The 24,407-nt window shown below is 65.7% G+C and carries 22 protein-coding genes; 11 read left to right on the top strand and 11 right to left on the bottom strand.

What is annotated here, in order from left to right; genetic code table 11:
• Positions 1-166 precede the first annotated feature (166 nt).
• Positions 167-991: a dienelactone hydrolase family protein gene (locus IVA91_RS21835; RefSeq protein ID WP_247277586.1), complete on the top strand. Its 825-nt coding sequence runs from the start codon at positions 167-169 to the stop codon at positions 989-991.
• 252 nt (positions 992-1,243) lie between these two features.
• Positions 1,244-1,393: a hypothetical protein gene (locus tag IVA91_RS21830; protein WP_247277585.1), complete on the top strand. Its 150-nt coding sequence runs from the start codon at positions 1,244-1,246 to the stop codon at positions 1,391-1,393.
• Between the two features lie 253 nt (positions 1,394-1,646).
• Here the strand turns inward: IVA91_RS21830 and xseA are convergent, their stop codons facing one another.
• Complete coding sequence (gene xseA / locus IVA91_RS21825; RefSeq protein ID WP_247277584.1) at positions 1,647-3,269, bottom strand: exodeoxyribonuclease VII large subunit; 1,623 nt, start codon at positions 3,267-3,269, stop codon at positions 1,647-1,649.
• Between the two features lie 138 nt (positions 3,270-3,407).
• On the opposite strand from xseA, the gene IVA91_RS21820 reads away from it, so the two are divergent.
• The 5 genes from IVA91_RS21820 to IVA91_RS21800 all read left to right on the top strand — a co-directional run bounded on the left by IVA91_RS21820 (position 3,408) and on the right by IVA91_RS21800 (position 7,830).
• Positions 3,408-4,418, top strand: coding sequence for an alpha/beta hydrolase (locus tag IVA91_RS21820; protein WP_247277583.1), 1,011 nt, complete (start codon positions 3,408-3,410; stop codon positions 4,416-4,418).
• Positions 4,415-4,969: a hypothetical protein gene (locus IVA91_RS21815; RefSeq protein WP_247277582.1), complete on the top strand. Its 555-nt coding sequence runs from the start codon at positions 4,415-4,417 to the stop codon at positions 4,967-4,969. The genes IVA91_RS21820 and IVA91_RS21815 overlap by 4 nt, the downstream gene beginning before the upstream one ends.
• A 2-nt stretch (positions 4,970-4,971) precedes the next feature.
• Entirely contained in the window at positions 4,972-5,271 is a 300-nt protein-coding gene (locus IVA91_RS21810; protein WP_247277581.1) for a transcriptional regulator, read from the top strand.
• A gap of 174 nt (positions 5,272-5,445) precedes the next feature.
• Complete coding sequence (gene purD, locus IVA91_RS21805; protein WP_247277580.1) at positions 5,446-6,738, top strand: phosphoribosylamine--glycine ligase; 1,293 nt, start codon at positions 5,446-5,448, stop codon at positions 6,736-6,738.
• Positions 6,739-6,924: 186 nt separating this feature from the next.
• Entirely contained in the window at positions 6,925-7,830 is a 906-nt protein-coding gene (locus tag IVA91_RS21800) for an alpha/beta hydrolase (protein ID WP_247277579.1), read from the top strand.
• Here IVA91_RS21800 and IVA91_RS21795 read toward each other — a convergent pair.
• A complete protein-coding gene (locus IVA91_RS21795) occupies positions 7,827-8,285 on the bottom strand; it encodes a nucleoside deaminase (RefSeq protein WP_247277578.1) in 459 nt (152 codons plus the stop codon). The two genes, IVA91_RS21800 and IVA91_RS21795, sit on opposite strands and share 4 nt — an antisense overlap.
• Before the next feature lie 118 nt (positions 8,286-8,403).
• On the opposite strand from IVA91_RS21795, the gene IVA91_RS21790 reads away from it, so the two are divergent.
• Both IVA91_RS21790 and rsmD read left to right on the top strand, forming a co-directional pair.
• Positions 8,404-10,449 (top strand): pseudouridine synthase, encoded by a 2,046-nt coding sequence (locus tag IVA91_RS21790; RefSeq protein WP_247277577.1) that lies wholly within the window; start codon positions 8,404-8,406, stop codon positions 10,447-10,449.
• Positions 10,450-11,004 (top strand): 16S rRNA (guanine(966)-N(2))-methyltransferase RsmD, encoded by a 555-nt coding sequence (gene rsmD / locus IVA91_RS21785; RefSeq protein ID WP_247277576.1) that lies wholly within the window; start codon positions 10,450-10,452, stop codon positions 11,002-11,004.
• Positions 11,005-11,116: 112 nt separating this feature from the next.
• Here the strand turns inward: rsmD and mutL are convergent, their stop codons facing one another.
• The gene (mutL, locus tag IVA91_RS21780; protein WP_247277575.1) at positions 11,117-12,928 is read right to left on the bottom strand and encodes a DNA mismatch repair endonuclease MutL; all 1,812 of its coding nucleotides are present in this window, start codon (positions 12,926-12,928) and stop codon (positions 11,117-11,119) included.
• A 316-nt stretch (positions 12,929-13,244) separates the two neighbouring features.
• On the opposite strand from mutL, the gene IVA91_RS21775 reads away from it, so the two are divergent.
• Positions 13,245-13,553 carry a hypothetical protein gene (locus IVA91_RS21775; protein WP_247277574.1) on the top strand — a complete coding sequence of 103 codons (309 nt, stop codon included), beginning with the start codon at positions 13,245-13,247 and terminating at the stop codon, positions 13,551-13,553.
• A gap of 163 nt (positions 13,554-13,716) precedes the next feature.
• Here the strand turns inward: IVA91_RS21775 and arfB are convergent, their stop codons facing one another.
• From arfB to IVA91_RS21740, 7 genes are all read right to left on the bottom strand, one after another.
• Positions 13,717-14,133: an alternative ribosome rescue aminoacyl-tRNA hydrolase ArfB gene (arfB, locus tag IVA91_RS21770; protein ID WP_247277573.1), complete on the bottom strand. Its 417-nt coding sequence runs from the start codon at positions 14,131-14,133 to the stop codon at positions 13,717-13,719.
• A 118-nt stretch (positions 14,134-14,251) separates the two neighbouring features.
• A complete protein-coding gene (locus IVA91_RS21765; RefSeq protein ID WP_247277572.1) occupies positions 14,252-15,721 on the bottom strand; it encodes a pitrilysin family protein in 1,470 nt (489 codons plus the stop codon).
• On the bottom strand, positions 15,640-17,031 hold the full coding sequence (locus IVA91_RS21760) for a pitrilysin family protein (protein ID WP_247277754.1): 1,392 nt from the start codon (positions 17,029-17,031) through the stop codon (positions 15,640-15,642). The genes IVA91_RS21765 and IVA91_RS21760 overlap by 82 nt, the downstream gene beginning before the upstream one ends.
• 205 nt (positions 17,032-17,236) lie before the next feature.
• Complete coding sequence (locus IVA91_RS21755; protein WP_247277753.1) at positions 17,237-17,959, bottom strand: hypothetical protein; 723 nt, start codon at positions 17,957-17,959, stop codon at positions 17,237-17,239.
• A 94-nt stretch (positions 17,960-18,053) separates the two neighbouring features.
• Positions 18,054-18,548 carry a signal peptidase II gene (gene lspA, locus IVA91_RS21750; protein ID WP_247277571.1) on the bottom strand — a complete coding sequence of 165 codons (495 nt, stop codon included), beginning with the start codon at positions 18,546-18,548 and terminating at the stop codon, positions 18,054-18,056.
• A 10-nt stretch (positions 18,549-18,558) separates the two neighbouring features.
• Complete coding sequence (ileS, locus tag IVA91_RS21745) at positions 18,559-21,567, bottom strand: isoleucine--tRNA ligase (RefSeq protein WP_247277570.1); 3,009 nt, start codon at positions 21,565-21,567, stop codon at positions 18,559-18,561.
• 202 nt (positions 21,568-21,769) lie between these two features.
• Positions 21,770-22,741 carry a bifunctional riboflavin kinase/FAD synthetase gene (locus IVA91_RS21740; protein WP_247277569.1) on the bottom strand — a complete coding sequence of 324 codons (972 nt, stop codon included), beginning with the start codon at positions 22,739-22,741 and terminating at the stop codon, positions 21,770-21,772.
• Positions 22,742-22,969: 228 nt separating this feature from the next.
• Between IVA91_RS21740 and IVA91_RS21735 the strand changes: the two genes are divergently transcribed.
• The gene (locus tag IVA91_RS21735; RefSeq protein ID WP_008567674.1) at positions 22,970-23,365 is read left to right on the top strand and encodes a response regulator; all 396 of its coding nucleotides are present in this window, start codon (positions 22,970-22,972) and stop codon (positions 23,363-23,365) included.
• A gap of 172 nt (positions 23,366-23,537) precedes the next feature.
• Here IVA91_RS21735 and IVA91_RS21730 read toward each other — a convergent pair whose 3' ends face one another.
• Entirely contained in the window at positions 23,538-24,392 is an 855-nt protein-coding gene (locus tag IVA91_RS21730) for a TIGR01459 family HAD-type hydrolase (protein WP_247277568.1), read from the bottom strand.
• Between the last annotated feature and the right edge of the window lie 15 nt (positions 24,393-24,407).

The following is a 24,407-nucleotide window of genomic DNA, read 5'->3' as shown; positions in this document are numbered from 1 at the left end:
CTCCGTGGAAGGCCTCTCCGTGGAAAACCTTGGAGGGCATAATGTGTCGGGCTGGATGTAGCATAGATAGGGTGGCTTGTCCGCCCGGTAAACCCACCGGTTTGTGATGTTTTGGCGCCGTTTCCGCGTGATAGTGCTTGGACGAAGGATCTTGACGCAGGGTCCGATGCGCCTTCGACTGACCGCCCTGTTCCTGACGCTCCTGACGTCGGCCGCGCACGCCGCGCCGGTGCCGCAGCAGGTCGACATCCCGCTGTCGTCGGGCGTCCTGCATGCGCAGCTCTACAAGCCCGAGGGCGAGGGGCCTTTTCCGGCCGTGATCGCGCTGCACGGCTGCGGCGGGCTCAGTGGCCATTCCGATTCCGTCCTGCCGCGCTATCGCGACTGGGCGGAGCGGCTGCTGAGGGCCGGCAATGCGGTGCTGCTGCCTGACAGCTACGGCTCGCGCGAGCTCGGGCCGCAATGTCGCGTCAAGGAGATGCACGTTAAGGCGCGCCGTGAACGCGTCACCGACATCGCGGCGTCACGCGCCTGGCTGATGAAGCAGAACTGGGTGGCGCGCGACCGCGTCAGCCTGATCGGCTGGGCCAACGGCGCCAGCGCGCTGCTCTGGGCGGTGCGGCCGCAGAGTGCCGCCCGCGATCTGGACCCGGATTTCCGTGCCGCGGTCGCCTTCTATCCCGATTGCCGGATCTCCGCCGGCCTCGGCTGGAGCACGCGGGTGCCGACCCTGGTGCTGATCGGCGCCAATGACGACGTCTCGTCGCCGCCGGCCTGCCGCCAGATGGTGGATGGCGCGCGCGGCCGCAGCGCGCTTGCGCGCATCGTGGTCTATCCCGGCGCTTATCACGATTTCGACCGCGCCAACACGCCACTGCACGCAGCCGCCGGCGGCACCGACGTAGCCGCGCCCGAGCATGGTCATCTCGGCACCGATATGCAGGCCCGCGCGGAATCGCAGAAGGACGTCGCGGAATGGCTGGCGCGGTGATCGCGGCGCCGTAGCCCGAACGAGCGAAGCGACATTCGGGGAGGTCGGTCCCGCAGATCGCGGCGCTCATGCGGACCACAAATCTGGAAGCGGGGCCGCCCGAGGAACAACATCAGGCGGACAGCGTCGCATCGACCACCGCCCTGTACGGACCATGATGGCCGACCGGCATCTACGGATCGCGCGCGGCGCCGTTTTTCAGCACATGGCCATGCCATCATTCGACCACGATGTCGACTAAACGCGTGTCATATGCGTAGCCGTATCGTCCTGTTCGCCTCCGCCCTGATCGTCTTCACCGTCGCGATCTTCCTGTTTGAAGCCCACGCCGGCGCGCCACAGCTCGTGCCGGAACATTGCGGCTTCTGGACCACGATCGACGCGGGGTTGTCGTGTAGGTAGAGCCGTAATACCTCCACATGCTCCGTCATTGCGAGCGCAGCGAAGCAATCCAGAGTCTCTCCACGGAGGGATTCTGGATTGCTTCGTCGCTTCGCTCCTCGCAATGACGAGCTTGTGGCTACGCTGGTTCCTACACACTCTCTGTCATCGCCCGGCTTGGGCGCCCCAGTACGCCGAGACGTCTGTGATTCACCGACAAGCCGCGGCGTACTGGCTTCCCCGCATCCGCGGGGAATGACACCGAGACCCGCGCCTAAAATAGGCTACCCTGATCCACCGGTTTGGCCACGCGCTTCGGCGCGGGCTTTGTCTCCTGTGCGGCCGGCTTCTGTTGCGCCGGGGCGCGCTTCGCCGCAGGCGCCGGGCGGTCCGCATCCGCAGTCGCGGCCACGCGGCCATCGGCAAATTCGATCTCGAGCCGCGCATTCGGTCCGACGCTGTCGGCCGCATGCAGGGGGTGGCCGGTTTCATCGCGCACCAATGCAAAGCCGCGCGCGAGCACGCTGCGGTAGGATAGCGCGGAGAGCAGCTTGCCGCTGTTCGCGACACGCGCATCGAGCCGTTGCAGCAGGGTGACGAGCGCGCGTTGCGCGCGCTCGGACAGCCGATGCGTGCGCTCGCGCTGGCGGAGAATCGCGTTGCGCTGGGCCTGCGCGTTGGAGAGCTTTGAGGCGCGCAGGCGAAGCTCGAGCCCGGCAAAGTGGTCGCGCCGCCGCCGCAGCAGCGAGCGCGCGGAGAGGCCGAGCCGCTCGCCGCAAACAGTGAGGCGGTGATCGGCCTGCGCGATCTGGCCGTGCAGCACCCGCAGCGTCAGCTTGGCGCTGGCGGCCGTAAACCTGCGGAAATGCGCGTGCGTGTTGGCCTTGAGGCCACGGGGCAGGGACGCGCCCGCCGAGTCCAGCCGCTGCCGCGGGATCGCGAGCAGGTCGCCGGCCGCCGGCAGCGCGCGCGCGGCCGCGCGCAGCTCGTTGCGGCGGTTTTCATGGCCGCGCTGCCAGCAGGCGCGGGTGCGGCGGGCGAGATCGGCGACCTCGACGAACAAGTCGCTGCGCACCGGCACCGCCATCTCGGCCGCCGCCGTCGGCGTCGGCGCGCGCTTGTCGGCGACGAAATCGATCAGCGTGATGTCGGTCTCGTGCCCGACCGCCGAGATCAGCGGGATCATGCTGTCGGCCGCCGCGCGCACCACGATCTCCTCGTTGAACGACCAGAGATCCTCCAGCGAGCCGCCGCCGCGCGCGACGATCAGGACATCGGGTCGCGGAATCCTGCCGCCTTCGGGCAGCGCGTTGAAGCCGCGGATCGCGGCCGCGACCTGCTCGGCCGAGCCTTCGCCCTGCACCTTGACCGGCCACACCAGCACGCGGCGCGGAAAGCGATCCTCCAGCCGATGCAGGATGTCGCGGATGACCGCGCCGGTCGGCGACGTCACGACGCCGATCACCTCCGGCAGCCAGGGCAGCAGCTGCTTGCGGGCCTCGTCGAACAAGCCTTCGGCGGCGAGCTTCTTCTTGCGCTCCTCCATCAGCGCCATCAGCGCGCCGATGCCGGCCGGCTCCAGCGCCTCGATGACGATCTGGTATTTGGAAGAGCCCGGATAGGTGGTGAGCTTGCCGGTGGCGATGACCTCGAGCCCCTCCTGGGGCTTGAACCGCATGCGGCTGTGCACGCCCTTCCAGATCACCGCCTCGATCTTGGCGCTCTCGTCCTTGAGCGCGAAATAGCAATGGCCGGAGGAGTGCGCCCCGCGAAAGCCGGAGATCTCGCCGCGGACCCGGACATGGCCAAAGGCGTCCTCGACCGTCCGCTTCAGGGACAGCGAGAGCTCGGAGACGGTGAATTCGGGCGCGTTGAGCAGTTGTTCCGCAGGCGGCATCTAGCAAACGATTCGGCATTTTGGGGTCAGACCCGACGTTAAGGATTTTCGCGCCCCGGCGCCAATCCGGATATTGATCGGGAGAGTACTCTGTGATATAGAGTTATCTATTGTTTGATGAGTTTCGGGAGATGAGCCATGGCGATCCGGCTGCTGCGCGGCGTTTTGACCGGCCTGAAATGGGCCTTGTGTGCCGTCGGCGGCGTGGCGCTGATCCTGGGCGCCATGATCGCAACGCCGCTGGAGCGGCCGCCCGAGATGCGATCGGTCTCGGATTCAGCCAAAGGCATCGACTGGTCCACGTTGCCACCGCTCGAACGCTTTCAGGCCCGCGATGGCACCTGGATCGGTTATCGCCACTATGCGCCGAAAGGCCCGGAGACGGGCCGCGGCGCGATTTTCATCCATGGCTCCTCCGGCTCCAGCGGCACCGTCAATCACGCGCTGACCCATGCGATCGCCGCGCGCGGGGTGGAGACCTGGGCGCTGGACATCCGCGGCCATGGCGGCTCCGGCACGCGCGGCGACATCGGCTATGTCGGCCAGCTCGAAGACGACCTCGTCGACTTCGTCGCTCATGTCCGCAGGAACGCACCTGATCTGCCGCTGATCCTGATCGGCCATTCCGCCGGCGCCGGCTTCTCGCTGCGCGTTGCCGCGACACCGATCATGCAGGACATGTTCGTCCGCACCGTGCTGCTCGCGCCCTATCTCGGCTATGACGCGCCGACCAACAGGCCGAAGGCCGGCGGCTGGGCCAACATGGACCTCCCACGCTTCCTCGGCCTGACCGCGCTGCGCAGGCTCGGGATCGACTGCTGTTCGCAGCTTCCGGTGCTGGCCTTGGCCGTGCCGGCGAGTTCGGCGAAATACCTCACCTCGACCTATTCCGACCGCCTGATGCGCAATTTCGCGACGCGCGGCTACCGCATCGATCTACCGGCAACGACACGCCCGATCACGATCTTCGGCGGCGCCGAGGACGAAATGATGATCTCGGACAAATATGCGGAAGCCGTGCAGGCGGTGAAGCCATCGGTTGACGTCAAGATCATCGACGGCATCAACCACATGGGCATCGTCACCAATCCAAAGGCCGTCTCCGCGATCGCCGAAGATGTGGCGACGCGCGGGGCAGGGCAGTCATGATCGACAGCAAGGAGGCGTCCGCGGCGCTGGCCGATATCGACGACATCGTCCGGCGCGTGAAGCAATCGCAGCTCTATGACCTGGCGAGCATCGCTGCCGTGTGGTGGGGCGTGTTGGTCTTTGCAGGGAATGTCGTGACCTGGCTCTGGCCGGTCTACGCAGTCTATGCCTGGGTTGCCGTAGACGTCATGGGCGTCGGCGGTCTGGTTGCGCTTCGCTTGTTCAATCCACCACATCACCCGCATGGTGCGGCCTTCGGCATCAGGCTGCTCCTGGTGTTCGTGTTGTTCTTCGCCTTCGGTTATCTCTGTACCAATGTGATCGGCCATTTCGGGCCACGCCAGTTGGGTGCGTTCTGGCCGCTCTACTTCATGCTGTTCTACGCGCTGGCGGGTCTCTGGTTCGGTTACGCCTTCGTTGCGATTGGTCTCGGCATTTCGGCGCTGACGTTGATCGGCTTCTTCTACATCGGTGAGGCGTTTCCGCTCTGGATGGCGTTCGTCAATGGCGGCGGTCTAATCATCGGCGGCCTCTGGATGCGGCGGAGCTAGAATTGGCCGAGCTCGACGACATCATCCACCAGCCGCTGCGGCTGAAGATCATGGCGGCGCTGAACGCGCTGCCGCAGTCGACCGGCCTGGAATTCGCGCGGCTGAAGAAGCTCACCGGCGCCACCGACGGCAATCTCGGCGCACATATCGAGACCTTGGCCAAGGCGGGGTACGTTTCCGTCGACAAGGCCTTCGTCGGCAAGAAGCCGCAGACCACGGTCACCGCAACCGCCGTCGGCCGCGGCGCCTTCGCGCGGCATGTCGCGACGTTGCAGGAGATCATCGCGGGGAAGCAGGTCTGATCGTCCGAAGCTGGCGCGAACTCTTACCCTCCCTGGAGGGGGCCCTCCAGGGGAGGGTAAGAGCGGCTCGACGCGGCGGCCTGGAATGGCGGGAGTACGGGGGCCAGCCCCCTTGAGACCGACCGCGATTCGTGCGACCGACGCCGCAAGCCCACCCCATTTTCTGAGCCATCGATGCACATTCTCCTGCTCGGTTCCGGCGGCCGCGAACATGCCCTGGCATGGAAGATCGCAGCCTCCCCTCTGGTGACCAAATTCTGGTGCGCGCCCGGCAATGCCGGCATTGCGCGGGAGGCGGAGTGCGTGGCGCTCGATGTCGCCGACCACGCCGCGGTGATCGAGTTCTGCAAAAAGAACGCGGTCGAGCTCGTGGTGGTCGGCCCGGAGACGCCGCTGGCGGCCGGCATCGTCGACGACCTCACCGCCGCCGGCATCAAGGCGTTCGGGCCTAGCAAGGCGGCCGCCCAGCTCGAGAGCTCCAAGGGGTTCACCAAGGCGCTCTGCACCGAATTCGGCATCCCGACCGGTGCCTATGAGCGATTCACCAATGCCGAGGACGCGCGCGCTTACGTGCAGAGCCAGGGCGCGCCAATCGTGGTCAAGGCCGATGGGCTGGCCGCCGGCAAGGGCGTCGTGGTCGCCAAGACCGTGCGCGAAGCCGAGGACGCTATCGCCATGATGTTCGAGGGGGCGTTCGGCGAGGCCGGCGCTGAAGTCGTGATCGAGGAATTTCTGGCCGGCCGCGAGATCAGCTTCTTCGCGCTGTGCGACGGCGAGACCGCGATCCCGCTGGCTTCCGCCCAGGACCACAAGCGCGTGTTCGACCATGATGTCGGCCCCAACACCGGCGGCATGGGCGCCTATTCGCCGACGCCGCTGGTCACGCCTGCGATTCACGACGCGATCATGGCAAAGATCATCCTGCCGACGGTATCAGGCATGAAGCAGCGCGGCACGCCGTTTCGCGGCGTGCTCTATGCCGGGATCATGCTGACGACGCAGGGTCCCAAACTGTTCGAGTTCAATGTCCGCTTCGGCGATCCCGAGTGCCAGGTGCTGATGCTGCGCATGATGAGCGACATCGTGCCCGCCTTCCTGGCAGCCTGTGACGGGCAGCTGAAGAATTTCGATCTGCGCTGGCATCCGGAATCCGCGATCACCGTTGTGATAGCGGCGAAGGGCTATCCGGGCGACTACCAGAAGGGCACGCGCATCCGGGGGCTCGATGACGCCGCCAAGGTCGACACCGTCGAGATCTTCCACGCCGGCACCGTGGCGAAAGATGACGCGATCCTCGCCAATGGCGGCCGCGTGCTCAATGTCTGCGCGCTCGGCAAGACCGTGACCGAGGCGCAAGGCCGTGCCTATCAGGCCGTCGACCGTATCGACTGGCCGGAAGGCTTCTGCCGCCGCGACATCGGCTGGCAGGCGGTGGAAGCGGAGAAGGCCAAGAATAGCAAGACATAGCTCGTCTTCCGGACGGCAGCTCGAAGCTTTGGTGCCACCGCGCCGCCACATCGACAATCCAGATATGTGTAATCAGCGGTTGGGGTTAGCTGCCCCGCCGATAATACCGCTACTGTGCATGGGGTTGTTTTCGACAATTTACGTTGTCGGCCGCCCCCCGGGACTGACCAATAAGGATGCAAGAAGATGTCCGACCTCGCCGATCTCTATCCGGGCTTTGCTGCCGAATGGATCGATACCTCCTTCGGCCGCATCTTCGCCCGCGTCGGCGGCAGCGGGCCGCCGCTTCTGCTCCTCCATGGCTTCTCCGAGACCCATGTGATGTGGCACCGCGTCGCGCCGCAGTTGGCCGACAGGTTCACGCTGATCATTGCCGACCTGCCGGGCTATGGCTGGTCCGACATGCCCGCCAGCGATGCGCTGCATATCCCCTACAGCAAGCGCGCCATGGCTAAAGCTATGGTCGAGGTGATGGAGCGCCTCGGCCATGTCCATTTCGCGCTCGCCGGCCACGACCGCGGCGGCCGCGTCGCCTACCGCCTCGCGCTCGACCATCCCGGCCGGCTGTCGCGCCTGGCCGTGCTCGATATTCTGCCGACCTACAATTACTGGGAGCGAATGAACCGCGCCTACGCGCTGAAGATCTACCACTGGACCTTCCTGGCGCAGCCCTATCCGCTGCCCGAGACCCTGATCGCGAGCAATGGCGAGTTCTTCCTGCGCTTCAAGATGGCGAGCCAGACCAAGTCGAAGACGTTGGAGGCGATCGACGAGCGCGCGCTCGAGCACTACCTCGCCCCGTTCCGCGATCCCGCCCGGGTGCATGCGATGTGCGAAGACTATCGCGCCGGCGCCTATTTCGACTACGACCTCGACAAGGCTGATTTCGAGGCCGGCAAGAAGATCACCATTCCCATGCTGGCGCTGTGGGGCAATGCCGGCATCGCCCAGGCCGCCGCCACCCCGCTCGACACCTGGACGCAATGGGCCACGAATGTCGCGGGCATGCCGGTGGATTCCGGCCACTTCCTCACCGAGGAGAACCCGGACGCCACCGCGAGGGCGTTGCGCAAGTTCTTCCTCGCGGATTAGCGCCGCTCGCGAAAGAACTCCCGCAGCAGCCGCGCCGCCTCGCTCTCGCCGACGCCGGAATAGACGTCCGGCGCATGATGGCAGGTCGGGGAAGCAAAGAACCGCACGCCGGACTCGACCGCGCCGCCCTTCGGGTCGGTGGCGCCGTAATAGAGCCGTCTCACTCTTGCAAAGGAGATCGCGCCCGCACACATGGTGCAGGGCTCCAGCGTCACGTAAAGGTCGCAGTCGACGAGGCGCTCGCTGCCGATCTTCTTCGCCGCCTCGCGCAGCGCAATGATCTCGGCATGAGCCGTCGGGTCATAATCGGTCAGCGTCCGATTGGCGGCGGTGGCGATGACCTCGTAATTGCGGACCACGACGCATCCGATCGGAACTTCGCCCGATTTTCCGGCATTTTCGGCCGTCTTGAGCGCCAAATCCATGAAAGAAGGGGCTTTCATGCCTCGTATCATCGCCAGAAACCTGCTACTAGCTCCGCCTTCAGCAAGAGTGAATACCGATTTTGCCTGAGCATGCGGCTCGGAACGAGCGCGCACAATGCTTTCTGGCTACCTCTGAGTGAGATTATTCATGCCTCGCGACAGCGACAAAGACAATGATTCCCGCGGCCGGCGTGATCGTGGCCCGTCCACGGGCCGTACCGGCAAGCCCCGGGGACCGGACAAGAAATTCGCCAAGCGCAGCTTCGAGAGCAAGGGCGACCGCGACAGCCGTCCGCCTCGCGAGGGGCGTGAGGGCCGCCCGCTTCGCCGCCGCGAGGAGGGCGATGCGCCGCGCCGCGATTTCAGCGACCGTCCGCGCTTCAAGCGCGACGACCGCGGCGGAGAGGGCCGCGGCGAGCGCAGCTTCAAGCCGCGTGGCGACCGTCCGTTTTCCGATCGCCCTTCGCGCGATGGCGAGAAGCGGTCGTCTGGGCCGCGCGGTGATCGCCCGTCCTATGGGCGTGACGACCGTCCGCCGCGCGGCCGTGATCGCGACGATTCCCGCCCGGCCGGCCGCACCGGCGAGAAGAAATTTGGCGACAAGCGTCCTTACGCTCCGCGCGGCGACCGTCCGGAACGCAAGTTCGAGGGCGAGCGGAAGTTTTCGCGAGGCGGACCCGAGCGCGACCGCGGAGATCGCGCCGATTCAAAGCCGTGGCAGAAGCGCGACGATCGTCCGCGCGGCGATCGCCCGCGCAAGGATTTTGGCAAAAACTTCAGCGGCCGTGATCGCGGCGAAGAGAAGCCCTGGCAGAAGCGTGACGACCGCCGCGAAGGCGGCCGCGGGGATGATCGCCCGCGGTTCTCGCGATCGCGTGACGATCGTGCATCGGGCGGCGATCGTCCATTTCGTGAGCGGCCCAAATTCGACCGGCCACGCGAGGATCGCGCAAAGTTCGACCGGCCCCGCCGTGACAGCGATGGCGAACGTGGCGGGCGCGGTGGTGACCGCCCGAAATTCGCTCGTCCACGCGAGCGCTCCGAGGGCCGCTCCGACTGGCACGAGCACCCGCGCAGTGAAGGTCATTCTCGTGATCGTCCGCGCCGCGCGAACGAGGACGACAGCAGGATCTTCGAGAAGCGCCCCGCCTTTGGCGGCCGCGGTGCCTATCGCGAGCGCGATCGCGACTTCGAGGGGCGGCCGCGCCGTGAAGACGCGCCGAAGCCGAAGAAGGCCGGCGAGCGCATCGCAAAAGTGCTGGCGCGCGCGGGCCTCGCTTCGCGCCGCGACGCCGAGGAGATGGTCACGCAGGGCCGCGTCACCGTCAACGGCCGGGTGATCAACTCGCCCGCGCTCGACGTGACGCAGAACGACGTGGTCGCGGTCGACGGCAAGCCGTTGCCGCCGCGCGAGCGGACGCGGCTGTTCCTCTATCACAAGCCGCGCGGATTGATGACGACGCATGACGACCCCGAGGGGCGTCCGACCGTGTTCGACAATTTGCCCGAAGGTCTGCCGCGCCTGATCAGCGTCGGCCGGCTCGACTTCAATACCGAGGGCCTGTTGCTGCTGACCAATGACGGTGGCCTCGCGCGTACGCTTGAGCTGCCCGACACCGGCTGGCTGCGCCGCTACCGTGTCCGCGCCCATGGCGACGTCACCCAGGCCCAGCTCGACGAGCTCAAGCACGGTATCGAAATCGAGGGCGTCAAATACGGTCCGATCGAAGCGACGTTGGAGCGGGACCAAGGCGCCAATGTCTGGCTGGTGTTCGCGATCCGCGAGGGCAAGAACCGCGAGGTGCGCAACGTCTGCGCCCATCTCGGGCTCGAGGTGAACCGGCTGATTCGCGTCTCCTACGGCCCATTCCAGCTCGGCGAGATTCCCGAGGGCCAAGTCGAGGAGATCAAGTCGCGCGTGCTGCGCGACCAGCTCGGCGACAACGTGATCGAGAAGTCGGGCGCCGAGTTCGACGTGCCCGCAAAATCCGCTACGCGCGACGACGACGCACCGAAGAAGCCGATGAAGCGCGCCGTGATCAACGACCGCAAGGGCCGCCGCGTGCTGGTGCAGCGTACTGGCAGCGAGGAGGCGCGCGAGCGCAACGAGTTGGAAGCAAGCGGCTATGGCCCGCCGCGCCGCCCCAAGCGCGGCTATCACGGCAAGCGCGATTTGAAGCCGCAGGAGGACTAGTTGCGCGTCGTCGGCGGTCGTTTGAAGGGGCGCAATCTCGCCTCACCGTCCTCGCGTGACATCCGCCCCACGGCGGACCGCCTGCGCGAGTCCGTGTTCAACATCCTCGTGCACGCCTATGACGATCCGATTGAGGACGCGCGCGTGCTCGATCTCTTCGCCGGCACCGGCGCGCTCGGCATCGAGGCGTCGTCGCGCGGCGCGAAGTTCACGCTGTTCGTCGATACTGGCGCCGAGGCCCGCGCGGTGCTCCGCAATAACGTCGAAGCGCTTGGCCTAGGTGGCGTCACAAAAGTCTATCGCCGCGATGCGACCGATCTAGGTCCCGCGCATCCCGTCGAGCCCTTCTCGCTGGTGTTCCTCGATCCACCCTATGGCAAGGGTTTTGCCGAGAAGGCGCTGGCGAGCTTGCGCGATGGCGGCTGGCTCACGCCGGGCGCGCTGCTCGTGGTGGAGGAGGCGAAGGCCGCGCATTTCGTGACGCCTGAGGGTTACGAAGAATTGGAGCGGCGGGTTTATGACGACACGGAGTTCGTGTTTCTGAAGAGGCCGTAGTCCCGCTGCCGTAGGGTGGGCAAAGCGAAGCGTGCCCACGGCTTCTAGCGCGATCAAGAAAAGAGGATGGGCACGGCGCTTTGCGTCTTTGCCCACCCTACGAGAGCTCGGATCACCGCCGGCCGAACAGCTTCTCCACATCGCTCAGCTTCAGCTCGACGTAAGTCGGACGGCCGTGATTGCACTGACCGGAGTTCGGGGTGTCCTCCATCTCGCGGAGCAGGGCGTTCATCTCCTCCGGCCGCAGCCGGCGGCCGGCGCGGACCGAGCCGTGGCAGGCCATGGTGGCGGCGACATGCATCAGGCGACGCTCCAGCGGCAATGCTTCGTCCCATTCGGCCATGTGCTCGGCGAGATCGCGGAGCAGCCCGCCTGCATCGGTCTTGCCCAGCAGCGACGGCGTCTCGCGCACCGCGACCGCGCCGGGGCCGAAAGATTCGATGGCGAGACCGAACGACGCCAGCTCCTCGTTCCGATCGAGCAGGCGCTCCACCGTGGCCTCATCCATTTCGACGATCTCGGGGATCAACAGGATCTGCCGCTGCACGCCATTCGCCGAAAGCGAAGCCTTCAGCCGCTCATAGACGATGCGCTCGTGCGCGGCATGCTGGTCGACGATGATGAGGCCATCGCGGGTTTGCGAGACGATGTAGGTCTCGTGGATCTGGGTGCGCGCGGCGCCAAGCGGGCGGTCGACGAAGTCGCTGACGGGCTGCGTCTCGATCCGCACGTCCGCACTGGGTGCACCGACATCGAATGCGGCTTGCGCGCGCTCGGCGAAGGCCGGAGCCGCTGAACCTTCGAAGGACGCGATCGGCGCGGCTGGAGCGGATGGCGAGGCTCGCCAATCCCAGCTTGCCGGGCGCGGCGTGAAAGCGAGCCGGAACGAAGAGAGCGCGCTCTCGCCGCCATTGGCGGCGGTGCGCCGGCCCTCCCGCGCAAGCCCTTCCTTCAACCCATGCACGATCAGTGCGCGCACCAGCCCGGCGTTACGGAAGCGCACCTCGGTCTTGGCCGGATGCACGTTGGCGTCGACCTCTCGCGGATCGAGCGTGACGAACAGCGCCACCACGGGATGGCGGTCGCGGGGCAGGTAGTCGGAATAGGCCGCGCGCACCGCGCCGAGGATCAGCTTGTCGCGAACCGGACGGCCGTTGACGAAGAGATATTGCCCGAGCGCGTTGGCTTTCGTCAGTGCGGGCGCCGCGGCATAGCCGGCAACGACAACGTCCTCGCGCTCGGCATGAACCTCGATGGCGTGGCTGCGAAACTCCGCGCCCAGAATATCGCCGAGCCGCGTCAATCGTCCCGCCGCGCCGGGCAGCGCCGCTGCCCAGGTCACCGGCGCGCGCTCCTCGCCCGCGAGCGTGAAGGCGATATCGGGCCGGGCCATCGCCAGCCGCCGCACCACCTCGCGAATCGCCTCGCCCTCGGTGCGGTCGGTCTTCAGGAATTTCAGCCGTGCCGGCGTCGCATAAAAGAGATCGTCGACCTCGACCCGCGTGCCATGCGCGAGCGCCGCCGGCATGATCTCGGACTTCTCGCCGCCCTCGACCGTGAGCGCCCAGGCGTGCGGCTCGCTGGCGTGCCGGGTGGTGATGGAAAGACGCGCGACGGACCCGATCGAGGGCAGCGCCTCGCCGCGGAACCCCAGCGTGCGGATCTGCAGCAGATCTTCGTCGTCGAGCTTGGAGGTGGCGTGGCGCTCGACTGCGAGTGCGAGATCCTTTGCGGTCATGCCGCCGCCGTCATCGGTGATGCCGATCCGCCGCCGCCCACCGCCGTCAGTGAAAACGTCGATGCGGCTGGCGCCGGCATCGATCGCGTTCTCGACGAGCTCCTTGACCACGCTCGCCGGGCGCTCGACCACCTCGCCGGCGGCGATGCGGTTAACGATCTGTTCGGGAAGTTGGCGGACGGGCATGGGTTCACTCGGCGAATGTCCCAGTCTAGCGCCGCCTCGCAACAAATGCATGGGGAAGGTCGCGCTTCCCACATACCAGATGTGGGAAATCCAGCGCTTCTGGCAGGCCCGATGAATGCGGCGTGCGTGCACGAGCCGCCGTATATGAGGAGCACAATTCCGCGAAACCGCCGCGAAATCCCTAAACGATCAACACACCACGCGGCTTGCATCACGACCGCGCCGTTCGAACTCTCTTCGCGATGAACCGGTTCGGTGCAGGCGAGCGGCGCAGGAAGCAGCCGAACCGTCGTCGCGAAAAATCCAGGAGAAATGGATGAAATTGGTGAAGACCTCTGTGATCGCATGCGCTCTCTCGGCCCTGATTGCGACGCCCGTTCTTGCGCAAGGTACGTCATCTGGCGCCAGGCCGGGCGGCACCGTGCAAAGCAAACCCATGCAGGGCGGCGCGTCAGGAAACGAGGATGAGGACCTCGGCGCACAGCAGGGAGCCGCGGGCGAGAAGGTCGGCATGAAGTCGACCAAAGGCACCAAGGGCGCCGCCGGAACCACGGGCAGCGCGACGCACAAGGGCACGGCCGACGATTCCGTTTCGGGCGGTGCCGCGACCGGCAAGCGCTACTGACGCTAGCGCATGATCAGCAAAAGTGTGCAGCGGGTTTCCGCAAAGATCATGCTCAAACAATGACCTAAAGCGCGATGACGATTCATCCTGATCTCATCGCGATTTGGTCTGCGAAACGGCAAACCTCCGGTCGCTTGGCGGCCGGAGGTTTTTCGACAATCAGTCAATCGTCGAATCCGCGCCCGCGCTTCGCCTTAACGTCGCTGCGGCGCTTCTTGCCCTCGAGCCGGCGCTGCTTGGACGCGAAGGTCGGCCGTGTCGCCCGCCGCGGGATCGGGCGGACCATCGCCTCGCGCAGCATCTCGGTGAGCCGGTCGATGGCATCCTGCCGGTTGCGCTCTTGGGTGCGGAAGCGCTGGGCGTGGATCACGATCACGCCGTCCTTGGTCATGCGCTGTCCGGCGATGCGGGCAAGCCGGATGGCGGCATCCTCCGGCAGGGTCAGTTTGCGCGTGTCGAAGCGCAGTTGTGCCGAGGTCGCGACCTTGTTGACGTTCTGCCCGCCGGGCCCGGAGGCGCGGACAAAGCCGATCTCGATGTCGTCCTCGTCGATGACGAGATCGCGGGATATCCGCAGCATGATGGCACCATTCGTGATGTCCGGACATATCGCGGACGTCCAGGTTCGGCAATGGTGCATCTGGAACGCAAATGGCCGGGACGAGCCCGGCCATTTCAGGAGACTTTTTACCGGACCGTCAGTTTGACTTCGTCGCAGGTACGGCCGCCGGTTGTGCGGCGGCCTGCGGCGCGCGGCCGACGACGACGGTCAGAAGGCCCTGGCCCCACAAGCGCTTGGCGGCCGCCTTGGCGTCGTCCAGCGTCACGGCATCGACGATGGCGTTGCGCTTCTCGATATAGTCGATCGGCAACTTGTCCTGCTGATACTGCAACAGCGCCTGCGCCAGCTTGGAGGACGTGTCGAGTGCCAGCATCTGCGAGCCCTTGAGGTAGGACTTGGCTTCGTCGAGCTCCTTCTGTGTCGGGCCCTCCTCGGCGATGCGCCGGACTTCCTTCTCGAGGGCGTCGATGGTGTCGCCGGCGCGGTCGGCGCGCGTGCCGGTATTACCGATGAAGAGCGCCGAATGCTCCATCCAGAGCAGCGATTCGTACACGGAATAGGCCAGCCCGCGCTTCTCGCGGACCTCGCGATAGAGCCGGGAGGACAATCCACCACCGCCGAGGATGTGGTTGACGACATAGGCTGCCATGAAGTTGGGATCGCTGCGCTTCAGCCCGGGGCCGCCGAAGGTGATCACGGTCTGCGGCACGTCGAGGGTCACGAAGGCGCGCTGCGGCGGCTTTGCGGCCTCGACGTCCGCGACCGGCGTGAGGTTGGCCTTGACGGGGAGGGCGCCAAAGGTGTGGTCGAGCAGCTTGCCGAGCGTGGCCGGATCGATGTCGCCGACGACCGCGATCTTCAACCCATCCTTGGCGAGCACGCGGCCGACATAATCCTTCATGTCGGCGACCGTGATGGTCGGCACGCTGTCGAGGTTGCCGTTGCTCTGCCGGCCGTAGGGATGGCCGCCGAAGGCGACCTCCAGGAACTTGCGGCTCGCCAGCGACGTCGGATTGGTGGTCTCGCGGCGCAGCCCCGAGACGACCTGCGAGCGGATGCGCTCGACGTCGGCCGCATCGAAATGCGGCGAGGTCAGTGCCATCCTGAGCAGGTCGAAAGCCTCATCCTTGTTGTCGCGCAGCATGCGCAGGCTGCCACGGAGGGTATCGCGGGTGGCGTTGAACGAGAGCTCGATGGCGCGGCGGTCGAGCCGTTCATGGAACGTCTTGGAGTCGAGATCGCCGGAGCCTTCGTCCAGGAGGTCGCCAACCATGTTGGCGACGCCCGACTTGTCTGGGGGGTCCTGGGCCGAGCCGCCGGCGAAGGAATATTCCATGGCGATCAGCGGCACGGTTGCGTCCTGCACGAACCAGGCTTCGATGCCGCCCGGAGAGATCAGGTGCTGGATCTTTGCGGCTGCATACGACGGCGACACCGCAGCCAGTGCGAGGGCCGCGCCGGTAACGAAGGACAGCGCGAAATGTCTTGTTCGCAGGAAGCGCCTTGCGCGAAGGAGGGAATAGGTCACGAACGCTTCTCCTCGCGCTTGGCGGTGGCGGTGTCCTTGATCAGATAGCCCGTCACCGAGCGCTTCTTCTCGAGCCATTTCTGCGCAACGGCGCGAACCTGCTCGGCCGTGACCGCGCGGATGCGGTCGGGCCAGCTCCTGATATCCTCGATCGACAGACCCGTGGTCAGCGCGCCGCCATACCAGCGCGCCAGCACCGCCTGGTTGTCCTGGGCGTAGATCGCTTCCGCGATAAGCTGGGTCTTGACCCGCTCCAGGTCCTCGGCGCGGATCGGGTTCTGCGCGACATTGGCGATGACGCCATCGACCGCCTGCTCGACCTCGGCGAAGCTGACACCGGGCTTCGGCGCGGCCGAGATCGCGAACTGGGTCGGGTCGAGCGAGATGCTCGAATAGCTGGCGTTGGCGGAGACCGCGAGCGGCTTGTCGACGACGAGGGCGCGGTAGAGATAGGAATTGCTGCCGCTGCCCATCAGCTGCGCGAGCACGTCGAGGGCCGCGCTCTCGCCGGCCGCAGCGGTCGTCGCCGAGGGCACCAGGTAATAGCGCCGCATGTTCGGCTGCTCGACGCGCGGGTCGGCCAGCGTGACGGTGCGCGGGGCGGCCGGCTCCGGCTCCTGCGGACGAACGCGCCGCGCCGGGATGGCGGGCTGGGCCGGGATGGAGCCGAAATTGCGCTCGACCAGCGGGCGGACATCGGCGGCGTCGACGTCGCCGGCGATCACCAGGATGGCGTTGTTCGGCGCGTAGAAGCGGCGGTAGAAGGCGAGCGCATCCTCGCGATCGAGCTTCTCGATCTCCTGATGCCAGCCGATCACCGGCCGGCCGTAGGGATGATTGAGATAGAGCGCGGCCATGATCTGCTCGTTCAGCCGCGCGTCCGGATTGTTGGCGACGCGCATGTTGTACTCTTCGAGCACGACGTCGCGCTCGGGCAGCACGTTCTCGTCCTTGAGGATGAGGCCGGTCATGCGGTCGGCCTCGAACTCCATCATGGTCGGCAGCTGCTCGCGCGGAACGCGCTGGTAGTAGTTGGTGTAGTCGACCGAGGTCGAGGCGTTCTCGTTGCCGCCGACGCGGAGCACGGTCTGGGAGAATTCGCCGACGGGATGCTTCGAGGTACCCTTGAACATCAGGTGCTCGAGGAAGTGTGCGAGGCCGGATTTGCCCGGCGTCTCGTCGGCCGAGCCGACCTTGTACCAGATCATCTCCGTGACCACAGGCGTGCGGTGATCCGGGATCACCACGACCTGCATGCCGTTGCTGAGCGTGAAGCTGGCAGGCGGGGCCGATGTTACCGTGGTCTGGGCGAGGGACGCGCCGGCCGTCAGGACACTCGTCGAAAGCAGCGCGGCAAGGAGGCAGGCAGCCGATCGGTAAGAGGACATCATGATCCTTATGACAGGCCGAGGTCCGGATCTCCGGCTCGGAGGCACGGCATGGTACACCGTGCGGCTGAGGCTTCGCGTCACGAAGCAGAGAACTCAACGCGTAGGCAAGCTACTGATCGGCAATTCGGGAACCGCGTCCGGCGTGCACGAGTCGCCGGCGCAGGGTTCGGTTCTGGCAGGACGTCGCGGCGCGACGGGAACGCTATTGTTCCTTGTCCTTGCCCGACATGATGTCGAAATAGGTCCGCCGCGACTTGTCCGGTCCGGAGCCATAGGCGTAGTTCGGCGACGGCGTCTGATAACCCGGCGGAGGCTCGACGAGCGATTGGCGCGGCGGCTCGCTGGTGAATGCCTTCTCTTCCGAGCTGTTGCCCTTGAACATGCCCCAGAGACCGCCGGAATAGCCGAGCTCGGCCGGCATCAGCGACGGGTTGCCGTTCGTGCCCGGCTGAATCGGATCGTTGCTGGTGCGGGGGGCCGCGGCGACCTGGCCGGCCTTCATCTCGGCGGGCGACAGCGGCTGAGCGGCTTGCCAGCTCTCCTGCGCCTTGTTGGCCTTCTTCCGCGCGGCAATGGCTTCCTTGCGGCGTTTCTCGTCAGGGTCCTTCGGCCAGTTCGGCGCATTCTTGGCCTGGGTTGCGGCGGGCGGCGGCAGGTCGAGCTTGGGCGGCACGACCAGCGGCGAACGCTCGCGGTACTCGATGCCGGGCTTCTCCATGCTCTTGGCGCCGATGCCGGACATCAGATTGTCGATGAGCTTCTCTTCGAAAGTCATGTCGTCGTCCTCGTCGTCGTCACCGGCGCGGGCGGCGCCGGACGACATGACGAGACCGATGCCGAGCGCGACTGCGGACAATTTCAATGCCCGCCAGAACCCTCGTTGGGGGTCTCGAACCATCGAACCGCTGGTCTTCGAGCTGCGCATCACCATACCTGTTCCATATTGTGGCAGATTGCCGCTCGCACGCGGCTTGACCCTCGCAAAAGCGGGTTCCACCCGCCGGTCGTATCGGCCGGGATCAGGGCGCTTTTGCGGCGGGTACCCCCAAGAAGGAATCATACAATAGCGCCGCCACCCCAGCAACGATGGCCACGTCGGCGAGGTTAAACACGTACCAATCATAGATATTTCCGCCAATCTCGATGTGAAACAGGGCGAAATCCACCACCGCGCCATAGGCCAGGCGGTCAATGCCATTGCCGATGGCGCCGCCGATGATCAGGCCGAGCGCGATCGTGGCAAGGAGGGTGTGGGAGCGGGCCATCCAGATCGCCAGCGCGACCACCGCGATACCTTTCACGGCCATCAGCGCGAGCTGCGCCGCCTGGCTGTCGTTCTGGAGCCAGCCGAAGCTGATGCCGATGTTCCAGGCCAGCACCAAATCGAAGAACGGCGTTACCCGGACCGCGCCGCGATGGGCGAGATCGAACACGTTCAACAGCCAAAGTTTAGAGGCCTGGTCGGCCACCAGCGTGACCATGGCCGTGAGGATGCCGGCGCGCAGCGGGGTCATGGCTGGCCGGTCAGACCGCCACCCCCAGCGCCTTCCATTCGCGCAGCGCCTTGGCGTCGCGCGGGGTGACGTCGGGGTATTCAGCGTCTTCGCCCACTGCCGTTGAGATCTTCCAGGAGCGGGCGCACTTGGTGCCGACCGCCTTCTCGACGACGACTGCGACGCCCGGCACGGCATCGAGACGGAACGCGGAAGCCGGCGCCTCGCCCTCGCGCACCTCGTAGTTCGAGGTGATGCAGACTTCGGCGAGATCGACGTCGAACAACGTCGCCAGCATGGCCCGGTCGGCGACATAGATCACCGGCGAGGCCTCGAGCGAGGAGCCGATGTTCTTGGCGGCGCGTTCGAGCTCGAGTGCGCCGGTGACGACGCGGCGCACGTTGCGGATCGTCTCCCAGTTGGCGGCGAGCTTGTCGTCGCGGAGATTCTCGAGGCCATCAGGAAACAGCGTCAGATGCACCGAGGGCTCAGCGTTCGGCCGGTACATGCGCCAGGCTTCCTCCGCGGTGAAGCTCAGGATCGGCGCCAGCCATTTCAGGATCGAGGCGCACAACAGGTCGATGGTCGTCAGCGCCGCTTTGCGCGTCAGCGAGGACGGCGGGTCGCAATAGAGCGTGTCCTTGCGGATGTCGAAATAGAACGCTGACAGCTCGCTGTTGAGGAAGGCGGACAGGATAGCGACCACCGTCTTGTAGTCGAACTCCCGATAGGCCTTGCCGATCGCGGCGGCGCGCACCGCGAGCTCGTGCAGCATCAAGCGCTCCAGTTCCGGCATCTCGGCGGGCTCGATTGCGTCGGCCGGCTTGTAGTGATGCAGCGTACCCAGCATCCAGCGCACGGTGTTACGGAGCTTGCGATAGGTCTCGACGGTGTTCTTCAGGATCTCGGGGCCGATGCGCTGGTCGTCGGTGTAGTCGCAGGACGCAACCCAGAGTCTCAGGATGTCGGCGCCGGATTCCTTGATGACGGCCTGCGGCTCAATGGTGTTGCCGAGCGACTTCGACATCTTGCGGCCGTCCTCGGCCTGGGTGAAGCCGTGGGTCAGCACGATGTCATAGGGCGCGCGACCGCGCGTGCCGCAGCTCTCCAGCAGCGATGAGTGGAACCAGCCACGATGCTGGTCCGAGCCTTCGAGATACATCACCGTGTCGGTGCCGCCGTCGACCTTGCGCCTGATGCCGGCAAGGCCAGGGAAATGTACGGGGTCTTCGAGCACAAAGGCGTGCGTCGAGCCTGAATCGAACCAGACGTCGAGAATGTCGTCGACCTTCTGCCAGTCTTCGTTGGCGCGGGGCCCGAGGAAGCGCTCGCGCGCTCCCTTCGCATACCAGGCGTCCGCGCCTTCGTTCTCGAATGCTTGCCCAATGCGCGCATTGACGGCCTCGTCCTGGAGGATCTCGGCCGAGCCGTCGCCCTTCTCGCGCACGAACACGGCGATCGGCACGCCCCAGGCGCGTTGGCGCGAGATCACCCAATCCGGGCGGGCCTCGATCATGCCGTTGATGCGATTCTCGCCGGACGGCGGCACCCATTGCGTCACCGAGATCGCGTGCAGCGCGCGGGCGCGCAGCGTGTCGCCGGACTTGGTGTTGCCGTCAGCGGCAACATCCTTGTCCATCGCGATGAACCATTGCGGCGTGTTGCGGAAGATCACCGGCTTCTTGGAGCGCCAGGAGTGCGGGTATTGATGCTTCAGCCGACCGCGCGCGAGCAGCATGCCTCTTTCGACGAGCGCCTTGATCACGGCCTCGTTGGCGTCGCCCTTCTCGCCCTTGTCGTTGATGACGCGCTTGCCGGCAAAGCCCGGCGCATGATCGGTGTAGGCGCCGTTCTCATCGACGGTATAGGGGATCGCGGTGTTGATGCCGCGCGCATCGAGATCGCGCGCCTGCGCCGTCCATGCGTCGAAGTCCTCGCGGCCATGGCCGGGTGCCGTGTGCACGAACCCGGTGCCGGTGTCATCCGTGACGTGGTCGCCGGGCAAGAGCGGCACGATGAAGTCGTAGCCGCCGGCGAGGCCCTTCAGCGGATGGGTACACTCGATCGCATCCATGGTGTCGCCGGGGACGTCGCGGACCTTCTCATAGGCCGTCACGCGCGCCTGCTTAAAGACTTCTGCAGCGAGCGCATCGGCGAGGATGAGGAGATCGCCGGGCTTGGCCCAATTGTCGGCGGGCGCGTCCGTCACCTTGTAGAGGCCATAGCCGATCTTCGGCGAGAACGAGATGGCGCGGTTACCCGGCAGCGTCCATGGCGTCGTGGTCCAGATCACGATGCTTGCGGAGGCGAGCGCACCGTGCGCGGGCGAGGTCACCGGAAACTTCACCCACACCGTGTCCGATGTGTAGTCCTCGTACTCCACTTCGGCTTCGGCCAGCGCGGTCTTCTCGACCACGCTCCACATCACCGGCTTGGAGCCGCGATAGAGCGTGCCGTTGGCGGCAAACTTCATCAGCTCGCGCGCGATCTGGGCTTCGGCGGGATAGCTCATCGTGGCGTAGGGATGGTCCCAGTCGCCGATCACCCCCAAGCGCTTGAATTCCTCGCGCTGCACGCCGAGCCAATGCGTGGCATAGGCGCGACATTCCTTGCGGAAGTCGATCATTGCGGCACTATCGCGGAAGTCGGGCTTCTGCTTGCCCTTCTTGCGATAGTGCTCTTCCTCGACCTTCCACTCGATCGGCAGGCCGTGGCAGTCCCAGCCCGGCACGTAGTTGGAATCGAAGCCGAGCATCTGCTGGCTCTTGGTGACGAGATCCTTCAGGATCTTGTTCAGCGCCGTGCCGATATGGATGTTGCCGTTGGCGTAGGGCGGGCCGTCATGCAGCACGAATTTTGCGCGGCCCTTCGCACTCTCGCGCAGCTTCTCGTAGAGGCCGATCTCATACCAGCGCTTGAGGATCTCCGGCTCCCGCTGCGGCAGGCCGGCGCGCATCGGGAATTCGGTCTGCGGCAGGAACAGGGTTTTCGAATAGTCTTTGATTTCAGACTTTTGCGACTTTTGCGGCTTTTCGGACATGAGGCTGACTGGCTCGGAAGGGCGCGGGAAACGGATGGCGATAGGGAATCGCGGGGTGAGACGACACATCCCGGTCTTGCGCCGAGCCGAAGGCTCAGGCGGAAGCCGGGCCGCTAATCCCTATGATGCGCCGCGCAAACATGGGCTCTCCATAGCAGCCGGACGGGGGAAGCGCAAAGGTTGGGGTGGCCCGGTTTCAGGCTCAATCGATCACGCCAAGCTTCGGAAACGCATCCGGGGCGGCGGCCAACATGGCGCGGGCGCGGGCGGAATCGTCGTCCATCTGGCGGATCAGGGCCTCCAGGCTGTCGAATTTCAGCTCTTCGCGGATGAAGCCGACGAAAGCGCAGTCGAGCACCTGCCCGTAAAGATCGCCCTTGAAGTCGAACAGGAAGATTTCGAGCAGCGGCGCGCCATTGTCGAAGGTCGGGCGGCAGCCGAAACTCGCCACGCCGTCGAGGCGCTCGGCGCCGCGGCCGACCCGCACGGCATAGATGCCGTGCTTGAGTCCGCAATTGGCGTCCAGGCGGATGTTGGCGGTGGGATAGCCAAGGTCGCGGCCGCGCTTCTCGCCGTGGATCACCTCGCCGGTGATGAACCAGGGAGCACCCAGCATGGTGGTGGCTTCATCGAGTTGCCCCTCGGCGAGCGCGATCCGGATCGCGCTGGAGGAGACCGGCCGCTCGTCGATATCGATATGGGGTTGCACGTCGACCTCGATGCCGAGCCGGGGCGCCTCGTTGACCAGCAGGCTCGGCGAGCCGACGCGACCCTTGCCGAAATGGAAGTCGTAGCCGACGGCAATTCCGCTGACGCCGAGCCGGCCGATCAGGTCATGGTGTATGAAATCTTGCGCGCTGGTTCCGGCGCGCGCCTTGTCGAAGGTCATGACCACGGCACCGGCAAGGCCGGTGCCGGCCAAAAGCCGCAGCTTGGCCCGCTCGTCCGTCAGGCGGAATTGTGGGGTGTTGGGGCTGAAAAACCGCCGCGGATGCGGCTCGAAGGTCAATGCCAGCGCAGGGCGGCCATGCGCCCGGCCCATTTCCAGGGCGGCCGTGATCACGGCTCGATGGCCGAGATGAACGCCGTCGAAATTGCCCATGGCGACCACTGCACCCCGCGGAATCGCGGAATCCGGCGTTGTGTCGCGGATGACGGTAAAAGGCGAGGCCATCAGGGGAATTCTCGAACCGGGGCAGGACCGGGCCGGACCGTGGCTCGACCGACCTGACCAAGTCAAGCGGGCGGAGCCGGACATCGAACACGATTTCAGTCCGTTGGCGGCGTCCGCAGTTAACGGGCTGTTTAACGCCTTGATGCTACTCCTTGAGGCGTGGAACTGCCGGGCTTCGCTTGGCAGGTCCGGTCGTAATATTCCTGCGTTTGTGTTGGGGGAGTCGAGATGGCGGTTGATTTGTCGATGCCGGTTCTGGTGGTGGATGACTACAGCACCATGATCCGTATCATCAGGAATCTGCTGAAGCAGCTTGGCTTCGAGAATATCGATGATGCCAGCGACGGTTCGGCAGCGCTGAACAAGATGCGCGGTAAGAAGTACGGGCTCGTGATCTCCGACTGGAACATGGAGCCGATGACGGGTTACGACCTCCTGCGCGAAGTGCGCGCGGATCCGAACCTTGCCACCACGCCCTTCATCATGATCACGGCCGAGTCCAAGACCGAGAACGTGATCGCAGCCAAGAAGGCCGGCGTGAACAACTACATCGTCAAGCCGTTCAACGCGGCGACGCTGAAGACCAAGATCGAGGCGGTCTTCCCGGACATGGCAAGCGCGTAAGGCACTTTGGCGTCCCCGGACAAGGCGCGGCACATCAGTGACGCGACGCTGAGCCGGGACCCAGTCTATCCACGACTTCACTTGCGGCGTCTGGGCCGTCGCTCTGCGCGCTTCGCCATAGCGCGTCGAACACGCGCGTAAACGCGCTTATGGCGTCCCGGGCACGATATTTCTACCACTTCAATTCGCGCATCAGCGCCTTCGGCGGATGGCCGAACAATTCCATCACGGACGCCGGGTCGAGCTGGTCGAGGCCCTCGAACTCTTCGGCATGAATGCCGCGGGTGACGAACAGGCAGTCGATGCCGAACTCGCGCGCGCCGGTGAGATCGGTGCGGACGGAATCACCGATCGCCAGCACCTTCCGCCGGTCGATCGGGTGGCCCTGGCGTTCACAGGCGAGCGCCATCGCGCGCTCATAGATCGGCCGGTGCGGCTTGCCGTAGAAGATCACCTCGCCTCCGAGCTCACGATAGAGCTCGGCGATGGCGCCGGCGCAGTAGATCAGCCGGTCGCCGCGTTCGACCACGATGTCAGGGTTGGCACACACCAGCGTCAGCTTGCGCTCGCGCGCCTTCAGCATCATTGCGCGATAGTCTTCCGCCGTCTCGGTCTCGTCGTCATAGAGACCGGTGCAGACGATGTAATCGGCTTGCTCCAGCGGCGCGGTCGTCGCATCGAGGCCCCGATAAATCGAGTTGTCGCGCTCGGGGCCGAGCCAGAACATCTTGCGGCCGGGATGCTCGGCGACATAGAGCCGCGTCAGGTCGCCTGACGAGACGATCGCGTCATAGGTCTCGTCCGCGACGCCGAGCTTGCGCAATTGCCGTTGCACGGAGTCGGCCGGGCGCGGTGCGTTGGTAATCAGGATCACCGTACCGCCGCGGCTGCGATAGGTATGCAGCGCCTCGCAGGCTTCGGGGAAGGATTCGAGACCGTTATGGACCACGCCCCAGATGTCGCTGAGTACGACGTCGACGCCACCCACGAGCTCGCGCAGGCTTTCGACAAAATGCAGCGTCGTCATGATGCGTGCGGCCGA

The organism is Bradyrhizobium sp. 153 (genome assembly GCF_023073835.1).
Taxonomy (GTDB): domain Bacteria; phylum Pseudomonadota; class Alphaproteobacteria; order Rhizobiales; family Xanthobacteraceae; genus Bradyrhizobium.
Note: the sequence above shows the minus strand (reverse complement) of the source record. Positions and strands in the feature narration are given on the sequence as shown.